The organism is Streptomyces sp. 184 (genome assembly GCF_045781775.1).
GTDB lineage: Bacteria > Actinomycetota > Actinomycetes > Streptomycetales > Streptomycetaceae > Streptomyces.
In genome coordinates this window covers 3,767,024-3,782,912 of sequence record NZ_CP123230.1, presented here as the reverse complement: position 1 = coordinate 3,782,912, position 15,889 = coordinate 3,767,024, and the positions used below count along the sequence as shown (strand labels likewise).

10 protein-coding genes are annotated in these 15,889 nt (G+C 73.1%); 4 read left to right on the top strand and 6 right to left on the bottom strand.

The features are described from left to right. Window positions 1–188: 188 nt before the first annotated feature. The gene (locus tag QBL21_RS15810) at window positions 189–1,934 is read right to left on the bottom strand and encodes a cholesterol oxidase substrate-binding domain-containing protein (RefSeq protein WP_407562823.1); all 1,746 of its coding nucleotides are present in this window, start codon (window positions 1,932–1,934) and stop codon (window positions 189–191) included. A gap of 187 nt (window positions 1,935–2,121) precedes the next feature. Between QBL21_RS15810 and QBL21_RS15805 the strand changes: the two genes are divergently transcribed. Continuing rightward, a complete protein-coding gene (locus QBL21_RS15805) occupies window positions 2,122–3,429 on the top strand; it encodes a hypothetical protein (RefSeq protein WP_407562822.1) in 1,308 nt (435 codons plus the stop codon). 64 nt (window positions 3,430–3,493) lie between these two features. Here QBL21_RS15805 and QBL21_RS15800 read toward each other — a convergent pair whose 3' ends face one another. Continuing rightward, window positions 3,494–5,830, bottom strand: a complete 2,337-nt coding sequence (locus QBL21_RS15800; protein ID WP_407562821.1) for a beta-L-arabinofuranosidase domain-containing protein — start codon at window positions 5,828–5,830, stop codon at window positions 3,494–3,496. A gap of 320 nt (window positions 5,831–6,150) precedes the next feature. Between QBL21_RS15800 and QBL21_RS15795 the strand changes: the two genes are divergently transcribed. Further along, window positions 6,151–6,978: a DUF4394 domain-containing protein gene (locus QBL21_RS15795; RefSeq protein WP_407566446.1), complete on the top strand. Its 828-nt coding sequence runs from the start codon at window positions 6,151–6,153 to the stop codon at window positions 6,976–6,978. A gap of 187 nt (window positions 6,979–7,165) precedes the next feature. Then, window positions 7,166–10,294 (top strand): AfsR/SARP family transcriptional regulator, encoded by a 3,129-nt coding sequence (locus QBL21_RS15790; RefSeq protein WP_407562820.1) that lies wholly within the window; start codon window positions 7,166–7,168, stop codon window positions 10,292–10,294. A gap of 134 nt (window positions 10,295–10,428) precedes the next feature. Here QBL21_RS15790 and QBL21_RS15785 read toward each other — a convergent pair whose 3' ends face one another. The 4 genes from QBL21_RS15785 to QBL21_RS15770 are packed head-to-tail and all read right to left on the bottom strand — an operon-like array spanning window position 10,429 to window position 14,911. Further along, entirely contained in the window at window positions 10,429–10,992 is a 564-nt protein-coding gene (locus tag QBL21_RS15785) for a dihydrofolate reductase family protein (RefSeq protein ID WP_407562819.1), read from the bottom strand. Between the two features lie 33 nt (window positions 10,993–11,025). Then, entirely contained in the window at window positions 11,026–11,793 is a 768-nt protein-coding gene (locus QBL21_RS15780; RefSeq protein WP_407562818.1) for a ThuA domain-containing protein, read from the bottom strand. Continuing rightward, complete coding sequence (locus tag QBL21_RS15775; protein ID WP_407562817.1) at window positions 11,790–13,793, bottom strand: DUF2264 domain-containing protein; 2,004 nt, start codon at window positions 13,791–13,793, stop codon at window positions 11,790–11,792. Before QBL21_RS15775 ends, QBL21_RS15780 begins: the two co-directional genes overlap by 4 nt. After that, window positions 13,775–14,911 (bottom strand): extracellular solute-binding protein, encoded by a 1,137-nt coding sequence (locus tag QBL21_RS15770; protein WP_407562816.1) that lies wholly within the window; start codon window positions 14,909–14,911, stop codon window positions 13,775–13,777. The genes QBL21_RS15775 and QBL21_RS15770 overlap by 19 nt, the downstream gene beginning before the upstream one ends. Between QBL21_RS15770 and QBL21_RS15765 the strand changes: the two genes are divergently transcribed. Then, a complete protein-coding gene (locus tag QBL21_RS15765) occupies window positions 14,895–15,794 on the top strand; it encodes a glycoside hydrolase family 71/99-like protein (protein WP_407562815.1) in 900 nt (299 codons plus the stop codon). The genes QBL21_RS15770 and QBL21_RS15765 overlap by 17 nt on opposite strands. Window positions 15,795–15,889 lie beyond the last annotated feature (95 nt).

The window sequence follows — 15,889 nt, the reverse complement described above, 5'->3', positions numbered from 1 at the left end:
CTCACGCTCCCAACGGGGATGTCCCGCCGGATGGATTCCACCGGGGACCGGTCGCGGAAACCCCCTCGGAAAGGCGGCGTCCGTACGGGCGGCGGAGGCTGCTCGCGAAGTGGGCGGGGCCGGGTGTCCGTGCGGGAGCCCGGCGGCCCGGTCGGCACGGGGTCCCCCCTCCCGGAGGGCGGAGGCGGTCAGGCGCGCAGCAGGCCGTCCAGGAAGGTGTTGCCGAAGACGCCGTGCGGGTCGAGCCGGTCCAGGATCCGCACGGCGTGCGCCCACTCGCCGTCGCCGTACGAGGCCGGCACCGCCGTGCCGATGACCTCCTGGTCGGCCCAGGCCGCCGTGTCCGAGTAGCCCCAGCCCTTGGACCACTCCACCCGCGTGGTCGCGTACCGTCCGTCGAACGTACGCAGGCAGAACCGCTCCAGCTCGCGGTAGAACTCCGCCGCGCCCGGCGTCGTGGGCTGGGTCAGGACGTCCACCCACACCGCGCAGTCCCATTCGGGGTGGTCCGGATGCGGGCGGATGACGGACAGCAGCGGCGGTCCCGCCCCCGCGACCGCCGCTTCCCGGGGCTGGTCCAGGCCGCAGACCCGGATCTGCACCTGCCCGTTGACGGGGAACCGCCCCGCGGCGGCCCACGCGTGCAGTCGCTCGCGGTAGTAGCCGGCGAACTCGGAGACGACGCGCTGGACGTCGGCGCGCCGGGTGAGGAACGCGTAGCCGTTGGCCGTCTCGCGCAGCGTGGTGGGCCGCAGGTAGAACGTCAGGTGGTGGGAGGCGCCCCACAGGTCCTTCGCGGCGGTGGCGAGCAGCCCGGTCGCCGCCACGGTGTACTGGGCTGCCCCCAGCTCCGGCGCCAGGTACCACGCGGCGTCGGCGACCATCCGCCCGGCGAGCCGGGAGACCGGCGTCGGCAGCAGGTCGCTGAAGGGGTAGTTGTACGGCCCTGTGACCCGCCGCGAAGTGGGCGGGCGCTGCGGGCTCAGGCTCCACACCTTCAGCCAGGGGCGATCGGTGAACGCGAACCAGATCGCCTCCACCCGGCCCGTGGCGGCCATGAAGTCGGCGAGGGTGCGACCGCGCGCCGCGGCGGCGCTGCCCGGCGGGGCGAACAGTTCGTCGGCGCTGATGTCCACCCGGCTCACGCACCGCAGCGGGGCCTCCTCGCCGGCCTGCAACACCACCTCGACGACGAAGGCGCGCCCCAGGTGCGCGGCGAGCGCCTCGCACTCCTCGTCCCGCCCGCGCTGGAACGTCCGCAGCACGTACCCGCCCCGCCCGGCGTCCCACACCACGGCGGTGAGGGACAGGACGAGGTTGCTGAGGCTGCCGTACGTGTGGCCGGGACGCGCCTCCTCGCCGTCGGCGGGGACGCTGGCGCCGTGCGCGTCGATGGCGAGCGTGCCGCCGAGGGTCAGCTCTCCGGGCGCCGGGGTGTTGGTCACCCCCAGCCCGTGGTCGGCGAGGAAGCCCATGAGCGTGTCGAGCAGCACGCCGGTCTGGGCCCGCACCGCGCCGGGGGCGCCGGGGGGCGGCTCGGCCGTCTCCATGTGGGTCAGGTGCCGGGTGGTGTCGAGCAGCAGCACGCGCGCGTCGGAGGCGGTGGCCTGGGTGATCGTCAGCGGAGACCAGGTGTGCGACATGCCCCGGGCGCGCAGCCGCCAGCCGGAGGCGAGAGCCCAGTCGGCGAGGTCGGCGACCTCCTGCCCGGTGCGCGGCGCGCAGGCCCACAGCCCGTGATGCGTGATCTCCCCGGCCCAGTTGACGTACGGCGAACGGTACGGGACGAGCCCGCCCGGCAGTTGCGGAGGGCTGCCGTGCGCGGCGGCGTCGGCACGGGCGGCGCCCGGCAGGGCGGCGAGCCCCGTGACACCTGCGGCGGCAGCGGTGCGCAGGACACCGCGCCGCGACGGTAACTCAGGTAAGTTTGCCATGCGTACCACCTTAGGCCCCGTATGAGCAACTTGGCCGGTCTTGTCGGTAGTTGCTTGTCTCGCGCACGCGGTTCTGCCGCCGGGTCGGCCCCCCTCGGCTGTGCCGATCCGCCAACCACGCCGCAGGACCAGCCGTGTTATGCATTCCGTACAAGCAGGGGAAGAGGGAAGAAGTGAGAGGGGCGGGATGGCCAGGGGACGCGGGACAGGGCGGACGACGCTTGCGGTGTGGGCAGGCGTGGCGGTCGTCGGCGGCACGCTGTATCTGACGCCGGCCAGCGCGGCCGTCTGGGGCGGCGGCAGCGGCGACACCGCCGGGGCGGACGCCGCCGCCGACCGGACCGCGGGACATCCGGGTGCCGTCCGGGCGTTCCAGGAGAGCTTCCCCGGGGTGAGCGACGAGGAGGCGTGGCGTCGCATCCGGGCCGAGGACGGGCGGGTCGCCCTCATCAGCGGGCTGGCGAAGGACGACGCCGACACGTTCGGCGGCTCCTGGTACGACGGGGCGGCCGACACCCAGCACCTCCAGGCGACCACCGCCGAGGCGGCCGACCGCTTCGGCGGGCTCGCCGCCGAGCGCGGCATCAACGTCGAGGTGCACCGGGTGGACTACAGCTACGCGCAACTGACCGCCGAGGCCGAGCGGGCGCGCGCCGGCGAGCACCCCGTGCTGGGTGACGCCGCCCGGGGCGACGCGGCCGTGGACGTGGAGGCGAACCGGGTGGTGGCCGGGCTGGCGTCCGCCGACCTCAAGGCCGCTCGCAACGACACCCTGGCGGTGCCGGACACCTTCCGGATCAAGCCGCGCAGCACCACCGATCCGTCCGGGCTGCCGATCGTCGACGAAGTCTGCGATTCGCGTGCCGAGTGCAGCAAGCCGCTGCGCGGCGGCATCGCGGTGAAGAGCCCCGACGTGGGTTGCTCGCTGGGTTTCACCGCGTACGAGAACGGCCACCCGAAGCGGAAGTTCGCGATCACCGCGGGTCACTGCGGTGGGAAGGACGAGCGGCTCAAGCACGGCAACTGGACGATCGGGGACTTCGACCGGGTGGTCTTCGACAATGACTCCGGAACCGACGTGTCCCGGGCCCGGGTCGAGAACACGCACTGGCTGAGCTCGTCGCTGGGCTGGCTCTACAACCCCGGCGCGCACGACGACCCGTACCCGGTGACCGGCCGGCTGACGAGCGAGACCGGCATCCAGAACGGGCAGACCGTGTGCCTGTCCGCCCAGCACAACCCGGAGGACGGCAACGACTGCGGCACGGTCGACGGCGTCGTCGGCAACGGCTTCATCCGCGTCGTGGGCCACGACGCCTGCCCCGGCGACAGCGGCGGCGGATGGTACCGGCCCAGCGGTGCCGGCCGGGTCGCCTACGGCATACACAAGGGCGGCGCCGAGAGCTGCCACGGCGACCAGGGAGGCGACTACGACTACTTCACCAGCCTGCCGAGGACCGAGAGCCGCCTGGACGTGACGGTCCACACCCGCTGACCGGTGTGGCATGGGCTCGCGGTGCTTCTGGTCGCCGGTCTCGTCGGCCACCGGCACCGCGGCCTCATCGTGTCGTGCTCCCGTCGCGTACGATCCGCCACCTGTTGTCGGCGCTGCCGTCGTCCGTGTCCTGGACGGCGAAAGCGCCGGCCGCGGTGGAGTCGTTCTGGATGCCGAGCAGCCTGCCGCTGTGCACGTTGCGGATCTTGTACGTCCCGTTTCCCTGGTCGAGCAGCGTCCACCGGTGGTCGGCGGTGCCGTTGTCCGCCCACTGGAGGACCGTCGCGCCGTCGGCCGTGGACATGTCCTGGACTCCGAGCACCTTGCCGCTGTTGGCGTTGCGGAACCGGACCGCGTCGCCGTCGGTGACCATCTGCCAGTCGTGGTCCGGGGTGCCCGAGTCGTGCCACTGCAAGGCGCGGGCGCCGTCGGCGGTGGACATGTCCTGGATGCCCAGCACGAGGCCGCTGCTCGCATTGGCGAGCCGGACGGTGGTGCCGCCGGCGCCGCCGTCGGCGTTCCAGTAGACGGTGTAGTTGTGGCCGTGCGCGTCGTAGAAGGGGCCCAGGTCGACTGTGGCGCCGTCGGCCGTGGCGGTGAAGGCGAGCGAGCCGCTGCCGGTACGGGTGACCGACGAGGTGTCCAGCGAAGGAAGGGAGCCGAGCGCGGTGTTGCCGTAGTCACCGGAGAGCACGACCGGGCCGTAGGTGACGGCGGCGACGTTCGCGTCGTCGTTGGCGCCCCGCATGACGACCCGCATGGGCAGGCGGACGGTGACGGTGTCGCCCGGGGCCCAGGAGCGGGTGAGGGTGGCGTAGCTGCCGGGGGCGGCGGCGACGTCCTGCACCGCGCCGTTGACGCTGAGGGTGGCCCCGGAGGTCCAGCCGGGGATGCGCACGCGCATCGTCCAGGTCCCGGCGGCGCTGCCGGTGACCTCCAGCGTCGTGGTGTCGCCGACGGGATACGACGTGGTCTGGGTGACCGTGATCCCGCGCTGCGACCAGTCGAGCACCGAGGGCACGAACAGGTTCACGATCAGCGTGGTGTCGTCGTGGAAGTAGACGGAGTCCATCAGCCTGGTGTGCATCTCCAGGCCCGTGCCCTGGCAGCACCAGAAGCTGTCGTAGTCGGTGCTCCACGTGCCGCCGCCCCACGCCGGGCCCACGCCGCGCCGGCCGCCGGGGTTGAGCGGGGTGAAGTAGGTGATGTGGCCGTGGCTGTCGGCCGGGTTCTGCTGGCCGATCATCTGGTTCAGCCAGGCCCGCTCGTAGTAGTCGAACAGCGCGGCGCGGTCCGGGTCGAGCGTGAACAGCTCCCGGGTGAGGGTGAGCATGTTGTACGTGTTGCAGCTCTCGCAGGTGTCCCGGGCGAGGTAGCCGGCGATGGCGTTCGGGGGGCGGAAGTGCTCCGCCTGGCTGTTGCCGCCGATGACGTAGGTGTGCGCGTCGACGCACATGTTCCAGGCGTTCGCGGCGATGTCCCGGTAGCGGGTGGTCCCGGTGGCCTGGTACTCCCGGGCGGCGCCGATCCACTTGGGCACCTGGGTGTTGGCGTGCAGCCCGTTGAGGCGGTCCTGGCCGGCGGCCAGGGGGTCGAACACCGCGGCGTGGTCGAACCGCTGGGCGACGGTGAGCCACCGCGGGTCGCCGGTCTGTAGGTGGACGTCGGTGAGCACGGCGTTCATGCCGCCGAACTCGGTCCCCATCATGGCCTGCATCTGCTGGCCGCTCAGCCGGCCGGTGCGCGCGTCCACCCACCCCGCGAGGCCCAGCAGCACGTCGCGGGCCTGCGTGCTGTCGAGGTGGCGCCACACGTCCAGCAGACCGGCGAGGGTCTTGTGGATGACGTAGTACGGCACGTTGCCGTTGGTCAGCGTCCGGTTCTCCAGCGCCGTGAAGTCGGACTCGGGGAAGCCGCAGAGATATCCGCTGCCGAACCCGGCGGCGCCGTTGTTCGCCTGGCACTCGGCCAGCTCCGCGACCATGCGCACGGCCTTGTCCCGGCAGGTGGTGTCCCCGGTGACGGCGTACGCCTGGGCCCACGCCGTCAGGAAGTGCCCCTGCATATGGGTGCGGAAGGGGAACGTCGGCGCGTCCCAGCCGCCGTTGGAGGCCGCGCCGTTGGTGGACAGCCGGTGGTTGGCCCGGAAGTTGTACAGCAGCCGGTCGACGTCGACGAAGCGCAGGTAGTTCAGCGTGCGGTTCTGGTTGTCCAGCCACCGGCTCGCGGTCAGCCGCACCTGCCCCAGGTCGAAGGGGTGCGCGGAGACCCCGATGCCGGCCCGGGCCGGGGCACTTGCCGCACCCGCGGCCGAGCCGCCGAAGGCGGGACCGGCGGCGGAGACGGCGGCCGCGGCGCCGGCGGCCTGCAACAGCCGGCGCCTGCTGAGGAATAAGGACATGGTCCGTCCTTTCCGTGAGGGAGGAAGGCGAATACGTCCGTGCTGACAGTGATCACGCGCGCTTGGGTGAGCCTGTTCGAAATCTCGAACTCTGTTCTTGTAGTCGAACGGACTCTAGGGACGGTTGGAAGACGTGTCAATGGCGCAGAAGGCGATCGGATCTGGGGTTCGGCCGAGCCCCCGGCCCGTACCGCCGGTACGGCCAGCCGGTGTCCAATCGGCGTCCAGTCCCCCCGCGTAGCTTGTGGCCCGCTCGCCAACCACGAGGGGGAAAGCCAGTGATAGGGATCAGGAAGAGAGCCGTCGCGGCGGTCGCCGCGCTGTCCGCCGTCGCGGCGCTCGCCGTGGCCGCCCCGGCCGCCGGCGACTCGGCCTCGCCAAGCGCGGCCGGCCCGCGCGGCTTCGGCATCTCCAGCGACGGCACGCTCATGGCCACCTTCACCACCGACCAGCCCGAGGTGCTCAACTGGGTCCGGGTCATCACCGGGCTGAAGGGCGACGCGGCCCTGCTCGGTATCGACCACCGCATCCAGGACGGCACCATGTACGGCCTCGGCGACCAGGGCGGGATCTACACCATCAGCACTCCGCCGCAGACGCCGGACGTGGTCGTCACCAAGGTCTCGCAGTTGCAGGTCCCGCTGTACGGGAAGAACTTCGGCTTCGACTTCAACCCCGCCGCCGACCGGCTGCGGGTGGTCAGCGACAACGGCCAGAACCTCCGGCACAACCTGAACGACCACACCACCGTCGAGGACCTCGTCCTCACCACGCCGCCCGGCGGCACGACACGGGGCGTGACCGCTTCCGGCTACACGAACAACGACCTCAACAACCAGACCGGCACCAGCCTGTTCGGTATCAACACCAGTACCGACCAGGTGGTCATCCAGTCCCCGGCCAACAACGGCACGCTCGCCCCGACCGGGTCGCTCGGCTTCGACGCCGGCCCGAACGCGGGCCTGGACGTCTATGCCGACCTCGTCAACGGCAAGACGAAGACGAACACCGCGTTCGCCAGCCTCCAGCCGGCGGGCGGCGGCGCGTACTCGCTGTACGACGTGAACCTGCTCACCGGCGAGACGACCGGCCTGGGCCAGTTCCCCCTGCCCATCAGCGACATCGCCGTCCAGCTCGACACCGCCTGAACAACGCCCGCGGCCGAGCCGGCCGCACAGCCCCCGAGCCCGCCCCGGTCCGTATCCGGGGCGGGCTCTCCCCTTTCCCCGGCGGCAATCCGGAGCGTGCCCGGCTTCGAACTGCTGGACGGCATGGTGCGTCTGGAGAATCCTGTGCCGCGGGGGGTCGCACACGGGGCGAGCGAGGGGGTACGACATGCGGGTGCAGGTGCTGGGTCCGCTGGAGGTGTGGCGGGACGCGGTGCGCATCCCCCTCGGCACCCCGCAGCAGCGGGCGCTGCTCGGGCTGCTGGTGCTTGCGGACGGCCGGCCGCTGTCGCGCGGTGAACTGGCCGAGGCCCTGTGGGGCGACGAGCAGCCGCGCAGTGCCGCGAACCTGATCCAGACGTACGTGAAGCGATTACGTCGGCTGCTGGAGCCGGACCGGCCGGCGCGCACCGCGAGCGAGCTGCTGCCGCGGGTGGGTGAGGGGTACGCGCTGCGGGTGCCCACCGCGGGCGGCGCGGACGGCGACGGCGTCGACCTCACGCGCTTCCGCCGGCTCGCGGCGCAGGGCGAGGCGGCGCAGCGCGAGCACGGGCCCCGGCTCTCGGCCCCGCTGCTGGGCCAGGCGCTCGCGCTCTGGCACGGGCCGCCGCTGGCGGACCTCCCGCTCCTCGCAGGGCATCCGGCGCTGGTCGCGCTGGCGGGCGAGCGGCGGACGGCGGTCGCCCGGTACGGGGCCGCGATGGTCGCGTCGGGCAAGGCGGCAGAGGCGCTGCCGCTGCTGGTGGAGTATGCGGGGCGGCACCCGCTGGACGAGGGCGCGCAGGCGTGTCTGATACGGGCGTACGAGGCGGTGGGGCAGCGCGATCTCGCGTTCGCCGCGTACCTCGACTCCCGCCGCCGGCTCGCCGACGAGTTGGGCGTCGGCCCCGGGCCCGAGCTGGCCGCGGCGTACGCGAGGCTGCTGCGGGAGCCGCCCGGCGCGGAGGGCGAGCGGATGCGGGCGACGGCACACGGTGGCGGCGGTCCGCAGGGCCGGGCGCCGTCTTCGCCGGTCCGGCCGCCACAGTCCCGGAAGCCGCCACTCCCGGTCCCGCGGTCGACGGAACGGCAGGCGGCCGTGGCGCAGCCCGTGCCCGTCTGGCCGGCGCCCCCGGCCTCACGCCCCGTGCCGTCCCAACTCCCCGCCGACGTCTACGGCTTCTCCGGCCGCGGTGCCGAACTGCACGCGCTCGACGAGCCGCTGTCCGCCGGACTCGGTCCGCTGCCGATCCTGGTGGTCTCCGGCACCGCCGGCACCGGCAAGACGGCGCTCGCCGTGCACTGGGCACACCGCGCGAGCAGCCGCTTCCCCGACGGCCAGCTCTACGTCAACCTCCGCGGCTACGACCCGCGGAGCCCGCTGCCCTGGGCCGACGCCCTTACCGGCTTCCTGCGCGCGCTCGGCCTCGGCGGAGCGCACATCCCGCTCGACCCGGAGGAGCGCGCCGCCCGCTTCCGCACCGAGGTCACCGGGCGGCGGATGCTCGTCGTGCTGGACAACGCGCTGTCGGTGGAGCAGGTACGCCCCCTGCTGCCCGGCTCGCCGTCCTGCGCGGTGCTCGTCACCAGCCGGGACAGCATGGCGGGCCTGGTGGCGCTGCACGGCGCCCGCCGCCTCGCCCTGGGGCCGCTGCCGCGGCGCGAGGCGATCGCGCTGCTCCGGCTGCTCGTCGGGGAGAGGGCGCCGGCGGACCCCGCGGCCTGCGCGGCGCTCGCCGAGCAGTGCGCGCGGCTGCCGCTGGCGCTGCGGGTGGCGGCGGAGCTGGCCGCCAAGCACCCGGGGGTGGCGCTGGCGGAGCTGGTGGCGGAACTCGGCGACCACCGGCGGCGGCTGGACCTGCTGGACGCGGGCGGCGACCCGCGGGCGGCCGTGCGGTCGGTGCTCTCCTGGTCCTACCGGCACCTGCCGCCCGCAGCCGCGCACGCCTTCCGGCTGCTGCACCTGCACCCCGGCCCCGACTTCGGCGTACGGTCCACCGCCGCCCTGCTCGACGCGCCCGAGGACGACGCCGCGCGGCTGCTCGACACGCTGCGTCGCGCGCACCTCGTGCAGTCCCCGCGGCCCGGCCGCTTCGCGATGCACGACCTGCTGCGCGCGTACGCGGAGGACATGGCGCGGCGGCACGACGCCGAGGAGAACCGCAGGCTCGCGCGTATCCGCCTCTACGACCACTACCTGGCCGGCGCGACGGCCGCGATGGACCAGCTCTACCCGGCGGAGCGCCACCACCGCCCGGCCGGCGCCCGCCCGCTGCCGCCGGCACCGGCACGCGAACCCGCCGAGACCCGCGACCGCCTCACCGCGGAGCTGCCGGTGCTGGGCGCGGTGTGCGCCGCGGCGGCGGCCGGGCCGCTGCCGGAGTACGCGGTCCGCATCGCGGCCGTGCTCTTCCGCCACCTCGACGGCGGCCATCACGCGGAAGGGCTCTCCTTCCACACCCACGCGCTGCGGGCCGCGCAACGCACCGGCGACGTCTCCGGCGAGGCGCACGCCCTGACCAGCCTCGGCGCCGTCCACTGGCGGCTCGGCGAGCACCTGCCCGCCGAGGAGTACCTGAAGCGGGCCATCGCGCTGCACGAGCGCACCGGCGACCTCGCCGGCCTGGCCCGCGCCCTGTCGAACCTCGGCAACGTCCACTGGCGACTCGGCCGGCTAGACGGCGCCGCCGACTGCCACGAACGGGCCCTCGCGCTCTACGAGGAAGTCGGCGACCAGGTCGGCCAGGCCCGCACGCTGACGAACGTCGGGAACGTCAGCCTCCGCCGCGGCGACCTGCCCGGCGCCGCCGCCCACCAGCGCCGGGCGCTGGCACTGCACGCCGTCACCGGCGACCACCCCGGCCGCGCCCGCACGCTGATGTTCCTCGGCCGCATCCAACTGCGGCAGGGGCACCTCACGGCCGCCGCCGAGCACCTGCACCAGGCGCTCGACCTCTACCGCGCGCTGAGGCACGAGGGCCGCGAGGCGTACGCGCTGACCGCGCTGGGCGACCTGTACCTGGCCGAGGAGCGGTACGCGGACGCCGCCGACCACCACCGGCGAGCGCTGCGGCTCTTCGGCACCACCGGGGAGCGCTACGGCGAGGCGGCGGCACTCAACGGCCTCGGCGAGGCGCTGCTCGGCGCCGGGCGCCCGGCGGAGGCACTGGTCCACCACGTACGCGCCGGAGAGGTCGCCGCCACCACCGGCGAGAACGCCGAGCAGGCCCGCGCGCACACCGGCGCGGTACGCGCCCGGCACCGCGCCGACAACACCCCGAACGCCCCCGCCCCCGCCGCCACCTCCGACCGGTCGTGACCGCTTTCCGCGGTCACCGCAGAACAGGCTTTTCAGGATGTCGCATTGCAGTCGCACCGCATTCCTACGCGATTCGATCCGCGTCACGGCGTGGGAATGTCCGTGCCCGGATACGAGGGTGGCGTCCGGCGCGTTCAGCGCCTCGTCTCGTACCTGGTCACGACCACATCGCCGGGCAACGTCCGGGTCTCCACCAGGTCCAGGTTCGCCCAACTGCCCAGCGCCGTGAAGAACGGTTTGCCGCTACCCACCAAAACCGGATGGGTGACGATCTCGTACTCGTCGATCAGCCCGGCCCGCATCGCCGCCCCGGCGATCGCCGCGCCACCGACCCGCATCGGCCCACCGTCCTCGGCCTTGAGCCGGGTGATCTCCGCAACCGCGTCGCCGGTGACCAGGCGAGCGTTCCCGTCGACCTTGTCGAGTGTCGAGGAGAACACCACCTTCGGCGTGTCCCGCCAGTTCTGCGCGAACTCGATATGCGCCGGGGTGGCGCCCGGCTGCTGGTCGCCCGTCGGCCAGTAGGAACTCATGTTCTCCCACAGCTTGCGCCCGTAGAGGAACAGGCTGATCGCCCGCTCCCGGTCGAGCCACCACTGGAACAGCTCGTCGCTCGGCGCGCTCCAACTGAGGTCGTCGCCGGGCGCGGCGATATAGCCGTCCAGGGACAGGTTCATGCCGTAGAGCAGTCTTCGCATTGCGCCAGCCTTCCGTCAGTCGGTCCCGGAAGTCTAGACGGGCCCCGAACCCGAATCCCGAGCACGGGTTATGCGGCTGGTGCGGCAGCGGTCGGTGGGTGAATTCGGTGTCGCCGGCGCCGAAAGAACCGGCCGGTTTCGAAGGCGCCCGGCCTTCCACGACCACGCGATGCCGCCGAGCAGGTGCGCGCGGAACGCGGGGTCGTAGTACGCCTCCGCGGCATGGCCGAGGGCCGTGTAGAAAACCCGCCCGGCGCCCTGATTCCGGCACCACACCAGGGGATGGTCGGCGCCCATGGTGCCGCCTTCGTAGGAATCCTCGTCCGCGCAGGCGAGTACGCGGACCGCGGCGCGTGGATTGGTTCGGAAGTTGTACCACTCGTCGCTGAACACCCAGACCGGGGGCAACGCCCGCGTCGCCTCGTGGGTGTTGTCCTCCACGCGCAGGCGGCCCGGCTGGAATGCGGGGTGGTCGGCGAAGCGGGCGCCGAGCAGTTCCCCGTAGTAGGGCCACTCGTATTCCGTGCAGGCCGCGGAGTGCACGCCGACGAACCCCCCGCCTCCTTCCACGTAGTCCCTGAGAGCGGTCCGTCCGCGATCGGTGAGGACCTCGCCGCTCGTGGAGAGGAAGAGCACGGCCCCGTACCGCCCCAACCCGCCCTCCAGTGCCGCCGGATCCTCCGTGGCATCCACGGCGAAGCCGTGGTCGCTTCCCCACTCGCGCACGGCGGCCCTCGCCTCGGGGATCGACTCGTGGCGGAAGCCGGTGGTGCGGGTGAAGACGAGGAGCCGGGACGTCATGCCGGGGGCCTTTCCGGGGGTGCGGGCAGGCGGATGGTGTCGTGGTGGCCGTCGGGCCAGGCCACGTCCGCCAGCAGGGTGTCCCCCTCGGTGCGGGTGGTGACACGGGGCAGTGCGGCGGGGTCGCCGGCGCCGAGGTGGATCAGGGCGACATGGGCGGTGCCGTGGGCGGCCGGGCCGGCGGTTTGCACGACGGGGGTGGCGGAGGCGGGGCCGAGGGCGTTGCTGTCGGTGCCCGGGATCGCCGCGGCATGGGTGAGCCCCGCGGCGCCGACGATGAGGGACACCAGGCCGTCCGCGTCCTCCACCCGTGCCGTGCCCGGGCCCGTCCGGGCGGGTTCGGGAGCGGCGGCGGACGGGTCGACGGCCAGCGCCCAGCCTCCGATACGCAGCACGTGCCCGGCGGCGGCCCCGTCGTCGGCGGCGTCAACCGCGCCGGGGTCGATGCGCACGGCCCGCACCTCGACGGAGCCGCGCAGCGCCGAGCCCACGGTGAGCCAGGGCCCGAGCGCGTACGTGCAGTCGGGACCGCCGAAGGGGTCCCAGGTGGTGTCCGCCGGCCAGTGGGCCCGGCTGCGCGAGACGGCGGTGGTGTCGCCGGCGGGGAGCCTGGTCGACGGGCGGCGGTGGGAGGCGCGCCCGGCCGCGTCGAGGAGCACCACCGCGTTGTCGAGCGGGTCGGCGTCCGCGCGGGAACCGGTGTCCGCCGTGGGGTCGCGCGGTGTCTCGGGCGCGGTGTGGGTGGAGTAGGCGAAGCGCGCGTAGCAGGGGTCGTCCGCGTGCATGCGCACCGGGTCGGCGTGGTCGCCGCCGTGGTTGACGACCCGTACGACACCGTCCGCGGCGGTGCCGGAGGCGAGCCACCCGGGGGCGGGCAGCGGGCGGGTGAAGTCGGCCTGCTCGACGGCGAGCGGGACCTCCGGCTCGGTCCACACCGGGTGGTCCGGCGGCAGGGCGAGGCCGATGAAGCCCTTGCTCGCCCAGTACGGGGACGCCGGCCCGGAGTACACCTGGAGGATGCCGCGGTACGGGCGGTGCCAGCCGAGCGTGAGCAGGCCGTCCTCGCCGGTGGCGCCGTGCGCAGTGAAGTGGTCGAGCACGCGGTTCGCGATCGCGCGGGTCTCTCCGGGCGCGAGCGGCGTGGCGTCGAAGAGCGCGCCGGTCCACAGCGGGGCGAGCGCGGCGTGCCGGTACGTCAGCGAGCGGCCCTGGATGACCGGGGATCCGTTGGCGCCGTAGAGGAGCCGCTGGTCCGCGAGGAAGCGGAGAAGTCGGGTCCGGTAGCGGTCGAGCAGCCCGGCCGGTGCCGCGTCGCCCAGGATGCGGCAGAACCACAGCGGGTAGAGGTGCATCGCCCACCCGTTGTAGTGGTCGAAGTTGCGCCGCTCCCCGCCGGTGAGGCCGTCGGAGTACCAGCCGTCGCCCGCGTACCAGCCGTCGGTGAGCGCGATCGTCCGGTCGAGGTCCTGCTGCCGCCAGGATCCGCCGGCGGTACGGGCGAACGCCTCGGTGACGCCCTGGAACCAGACCCAGTTGTTGCCCGGCATCGGGTCGCCGACCATCGGGGCCAGCCAGTCCAGCACCCGCTGCTGGACCTTCGCCGCCAGCCGGTCCCAGATCCAGGGGCGCGTCTCGTGCAGCGCGAGCGCAATCGACGCGGCCTCGACCTTGGCCTGGTTGCAGTCGGCGAAGGCCGGCCAGCGCCGCGGGTGGTCCGGGTCGGTGCCGGCGGCCAGGCCGGCCGCGTACCAGCCGGCGAGGTCGTGCGGGTCGGCGCCCGCCGCGCCCGCCAGCCGGAAGGCGGCCAGCAGGAACGTGCGGGCGAACCCTTCGAGCCCGTCGCTCAGCGGCCCGCTGATGCTCGGCACGCCGGGCAGGTCGATCAGGGAGTGCTCGCCGGTGGCGTACGGCCGGACGGCGAGCAGCATGTCGTCCGCGGTCCGCTCCCAGTGCGCACGGTCCTCTGCGGGGGTGCGGCCCATCAGTACCGGGTCTCCCATGCCAGCTCGTACTCGGCCCGCATCTTGTCGCCCGCCTCCTTGCGCCACTCCCTGACCGCATCGTCCCACTCGCCGCGGGAGTTCCGGCCCTGCATGACGCCCTTGCGCAGACTCTCGAACCCCAGGCCGAAGAGCTTGGACATCTCGGAGTCCGTCGCCGAGTAGAGGGCCTCGGCGGGGTTGGGGACCAGCTTCTTGACGGCTTCCTTCTGGAAGGCGTACTGCACGGGGACGATCTCCGGCTTCGGCGGATAGTAGAGGGTGAACGGCGAGTCCGTGGCGAACCCCGTCGGCAGGGTGACCTCGGCCGTGCCCTGCGGGGTGAGGATCGGGTCGGTGCCTTCGAGGGTGTGGCCGGGGCCGCGTACGCCGTACTTGCGCAGCAGGTAGCCGTCGGTGCCGAAGGGGGCGGCGAGGGCGTTCACGGCGCGGAGGATCTGCTTGATGCGCGCCTCGGGGGCCTTCTTGATGATGAGGGTGGCGTAGTTGGCGCGGCCCTGCCACTGCCCGGCGGGGGTGCTCGCGTCCCAGTCGGGCGGCATCTGGTAGCCGATGTCCAGGTGCTTGGCGACCGGGCCGTACACGGTGCAGAAGTCGTTCCAGGCCGCGGGCCCGTCGGGGTGCATGACGATCTGCCCGTTGCCGAACCAGTCCTTGAACTTGCCGACGACGCTGAACGCGTCCGGGTGCATGACGCCGGCCTTCGTGAGCTGGAGTCCCGCGTCGAGAGCCTGCCCGCACTCCTCGGTCTCGTAGTAGTGCGTGAACCTGCCGTTCTCCTCCCGCCACCAGTTGGGCGCCCCCATCATCTGCATCAGCAGGTTCCAGGTGGTGGTGGGGTCGCCGAGCGCGTACTGGTGGGCATCGGGGTCGGTGGCGTCCTTGCAGAGCTGGAAGAACTCGCGCCAGGTCTTCGGGTCGGGGTCGAGGTCCTTCTTCCTGAGGAGGTCGAGGCGGGTGAACGTGGGGCCGCTGGAGACCGGGCGGGGCATGGGGAGGGCGTAGATGCCGCCGTTGCGCACGCAGGGCAGCCAGGAGTCGGTGGGGATGTTCGCGAGGAACGGGTAGTCGCGGCGGCAGGACGACCAGCACTTCGACTGGATGAAGCAGCACGGCATCGACGGAGCCGCCCTCCAGCGCTTCGGCAGCGACGTCTCGGCCACGGGCCAGCCGCGGCTGCGGCAGCGCAACGAGATCCAGAGCAAGGCCCGGGACGCCGCCGAGAAGCACGGCCGCGGCTTCTACGTCGAGTACGACATCAGCGGCTTCACCGACGACAACCTGGTCGCCAAGGTCCAGGAGGACTGGACCGGCACCATCACCGGCTCGCTGAACCTGACGGACTCCCCGTCGTACGCCCGCGAGGGCGGCAAGCCGGTGGTCGAGCTGTGGGGCCTCGGCGTCCCCAACCGGGCCGGCACCCTTCAGGGCTGCCTCCAGATCGTCAACTGGCTGAAGGACCATGGCTGCTACGTCATCGGTGGAGTGCCGCGCGGCTGGCGCACCGACGCGAACGGCAAGCCCGGCTTCGCTCCGGTCTACGCCGCCCTCGACATGGTCTCGCCGTGGAACGTCGGCAACCGCAACGTCGACCAGAAGCTCTTCGACGACGACTTCGCCCAGCTCAGCGCCAACGGGCAGGACTACCAGCCGGTCATCTACCCGGGGTTCGCCTGGTCCAACTGGAAGCCGGGGACGCCGCGCAACGAGATTCCACGCAGGGTCGGGGACTTCATGTGGCAGCAGGCCGTGGCGGTCGCCCGGTGCGGCACCGACTCCGCGTGCATCGCCATGTTCGACGAGTACGACGAGGCAACCGCCATCGCGCCGGCGGCGACGGACGCGTCGATGATCCCGACCAACCAGTACTTCCTCACGCTGGACGCCGACGGCACCAAGGTCTCGTCCGACTTCTACCTCCGCCTGGCCGGCGCCGCCACCAAGATGATCAACGGCTCGGCAGGGATCAGCCCGACGGTCCCCATCCCACCCGTCCCCTGACCCGGGCCGGCCTCTGACGGGCACGGGCAGGGCGGGTGACGAGTAGGCGCAACCGTCACCCGCCCACAGGCGCCACAGGCTCCCTCTGGTCGAGC

What these genes read in the sequence shown, in the direction of transcription:
- QBL21_RS15810 (WP_407562823.1), bottom strand. Translation starts at nt 1,934, where the DNA reads ATGGCAAACTTACCTGAGTTACCGTCGCGGCGCGGTGTCCTGCGCACC.
- QBL21_RS15805 (WP_407562822.1), top strand. Translation starts at nt 2,122, where the DNA reads ATGGCCAGGGGACGCGGGACAGGGCGGACGACGCTTGCGGTGTGGGCA.
- QBL21_RS15800 (WP_407562821.1), bottom strand. Translation starts at nt 5,830, where the DNA reads ATGTCCTTATTCCTCAGCAGGCGCCGGCTGTTGCAGGCCGCCGGCGCC.
- QBL21_RS15790 (WP_407562820.1), top strand. Translation starts at nt 7,166, where the DNA reads ATGCGGGTGCAGGTGCTGGGTCCGCTGGAGGTGTGGCGGGACGCGGTG.
- QBL21_RS15785 (WP_407562819.1), bottom strand. Translation starts at nt 10,992, where the DNA reads ATGCGAAGACTGCTCTACGGCATGAACCTGTCCCTGGACGGCTATATC.
- QBL21_RS15780 (WP_407562818.1), bottom strand. Translation starts at nt 11,793, where the DNA reads ATGACGTCCCGGCTCCTCGTCTTCACCCGCACCACCGGCTTCCGCCAC.
- QBL21_RS15775 (WP_407562817.1), bottom strand. Translation starts at nt 13,793, where the DNA reads ATGGGAGACCCGGTACTGATGGGCCGCACCCCCGCAGAGGACCGTGCG.
- QBL21_RS15765 (WP_407562815.1), top strand. Translation starts at nt 14,895, where the DNA reads ATGAAGCAGCACGGCATCGACGGAGCCGCCCTCCAGCGCTTCGGCAGC.
- QBL21_RS15770 (WP_407562816.1), bottom strand. Translation starts at nt 14,911, where the DNA reads ATGCCGTGCTGCTTCATCCAGTCGAAGTGCTGGTCGTCCTGCCGCCGC.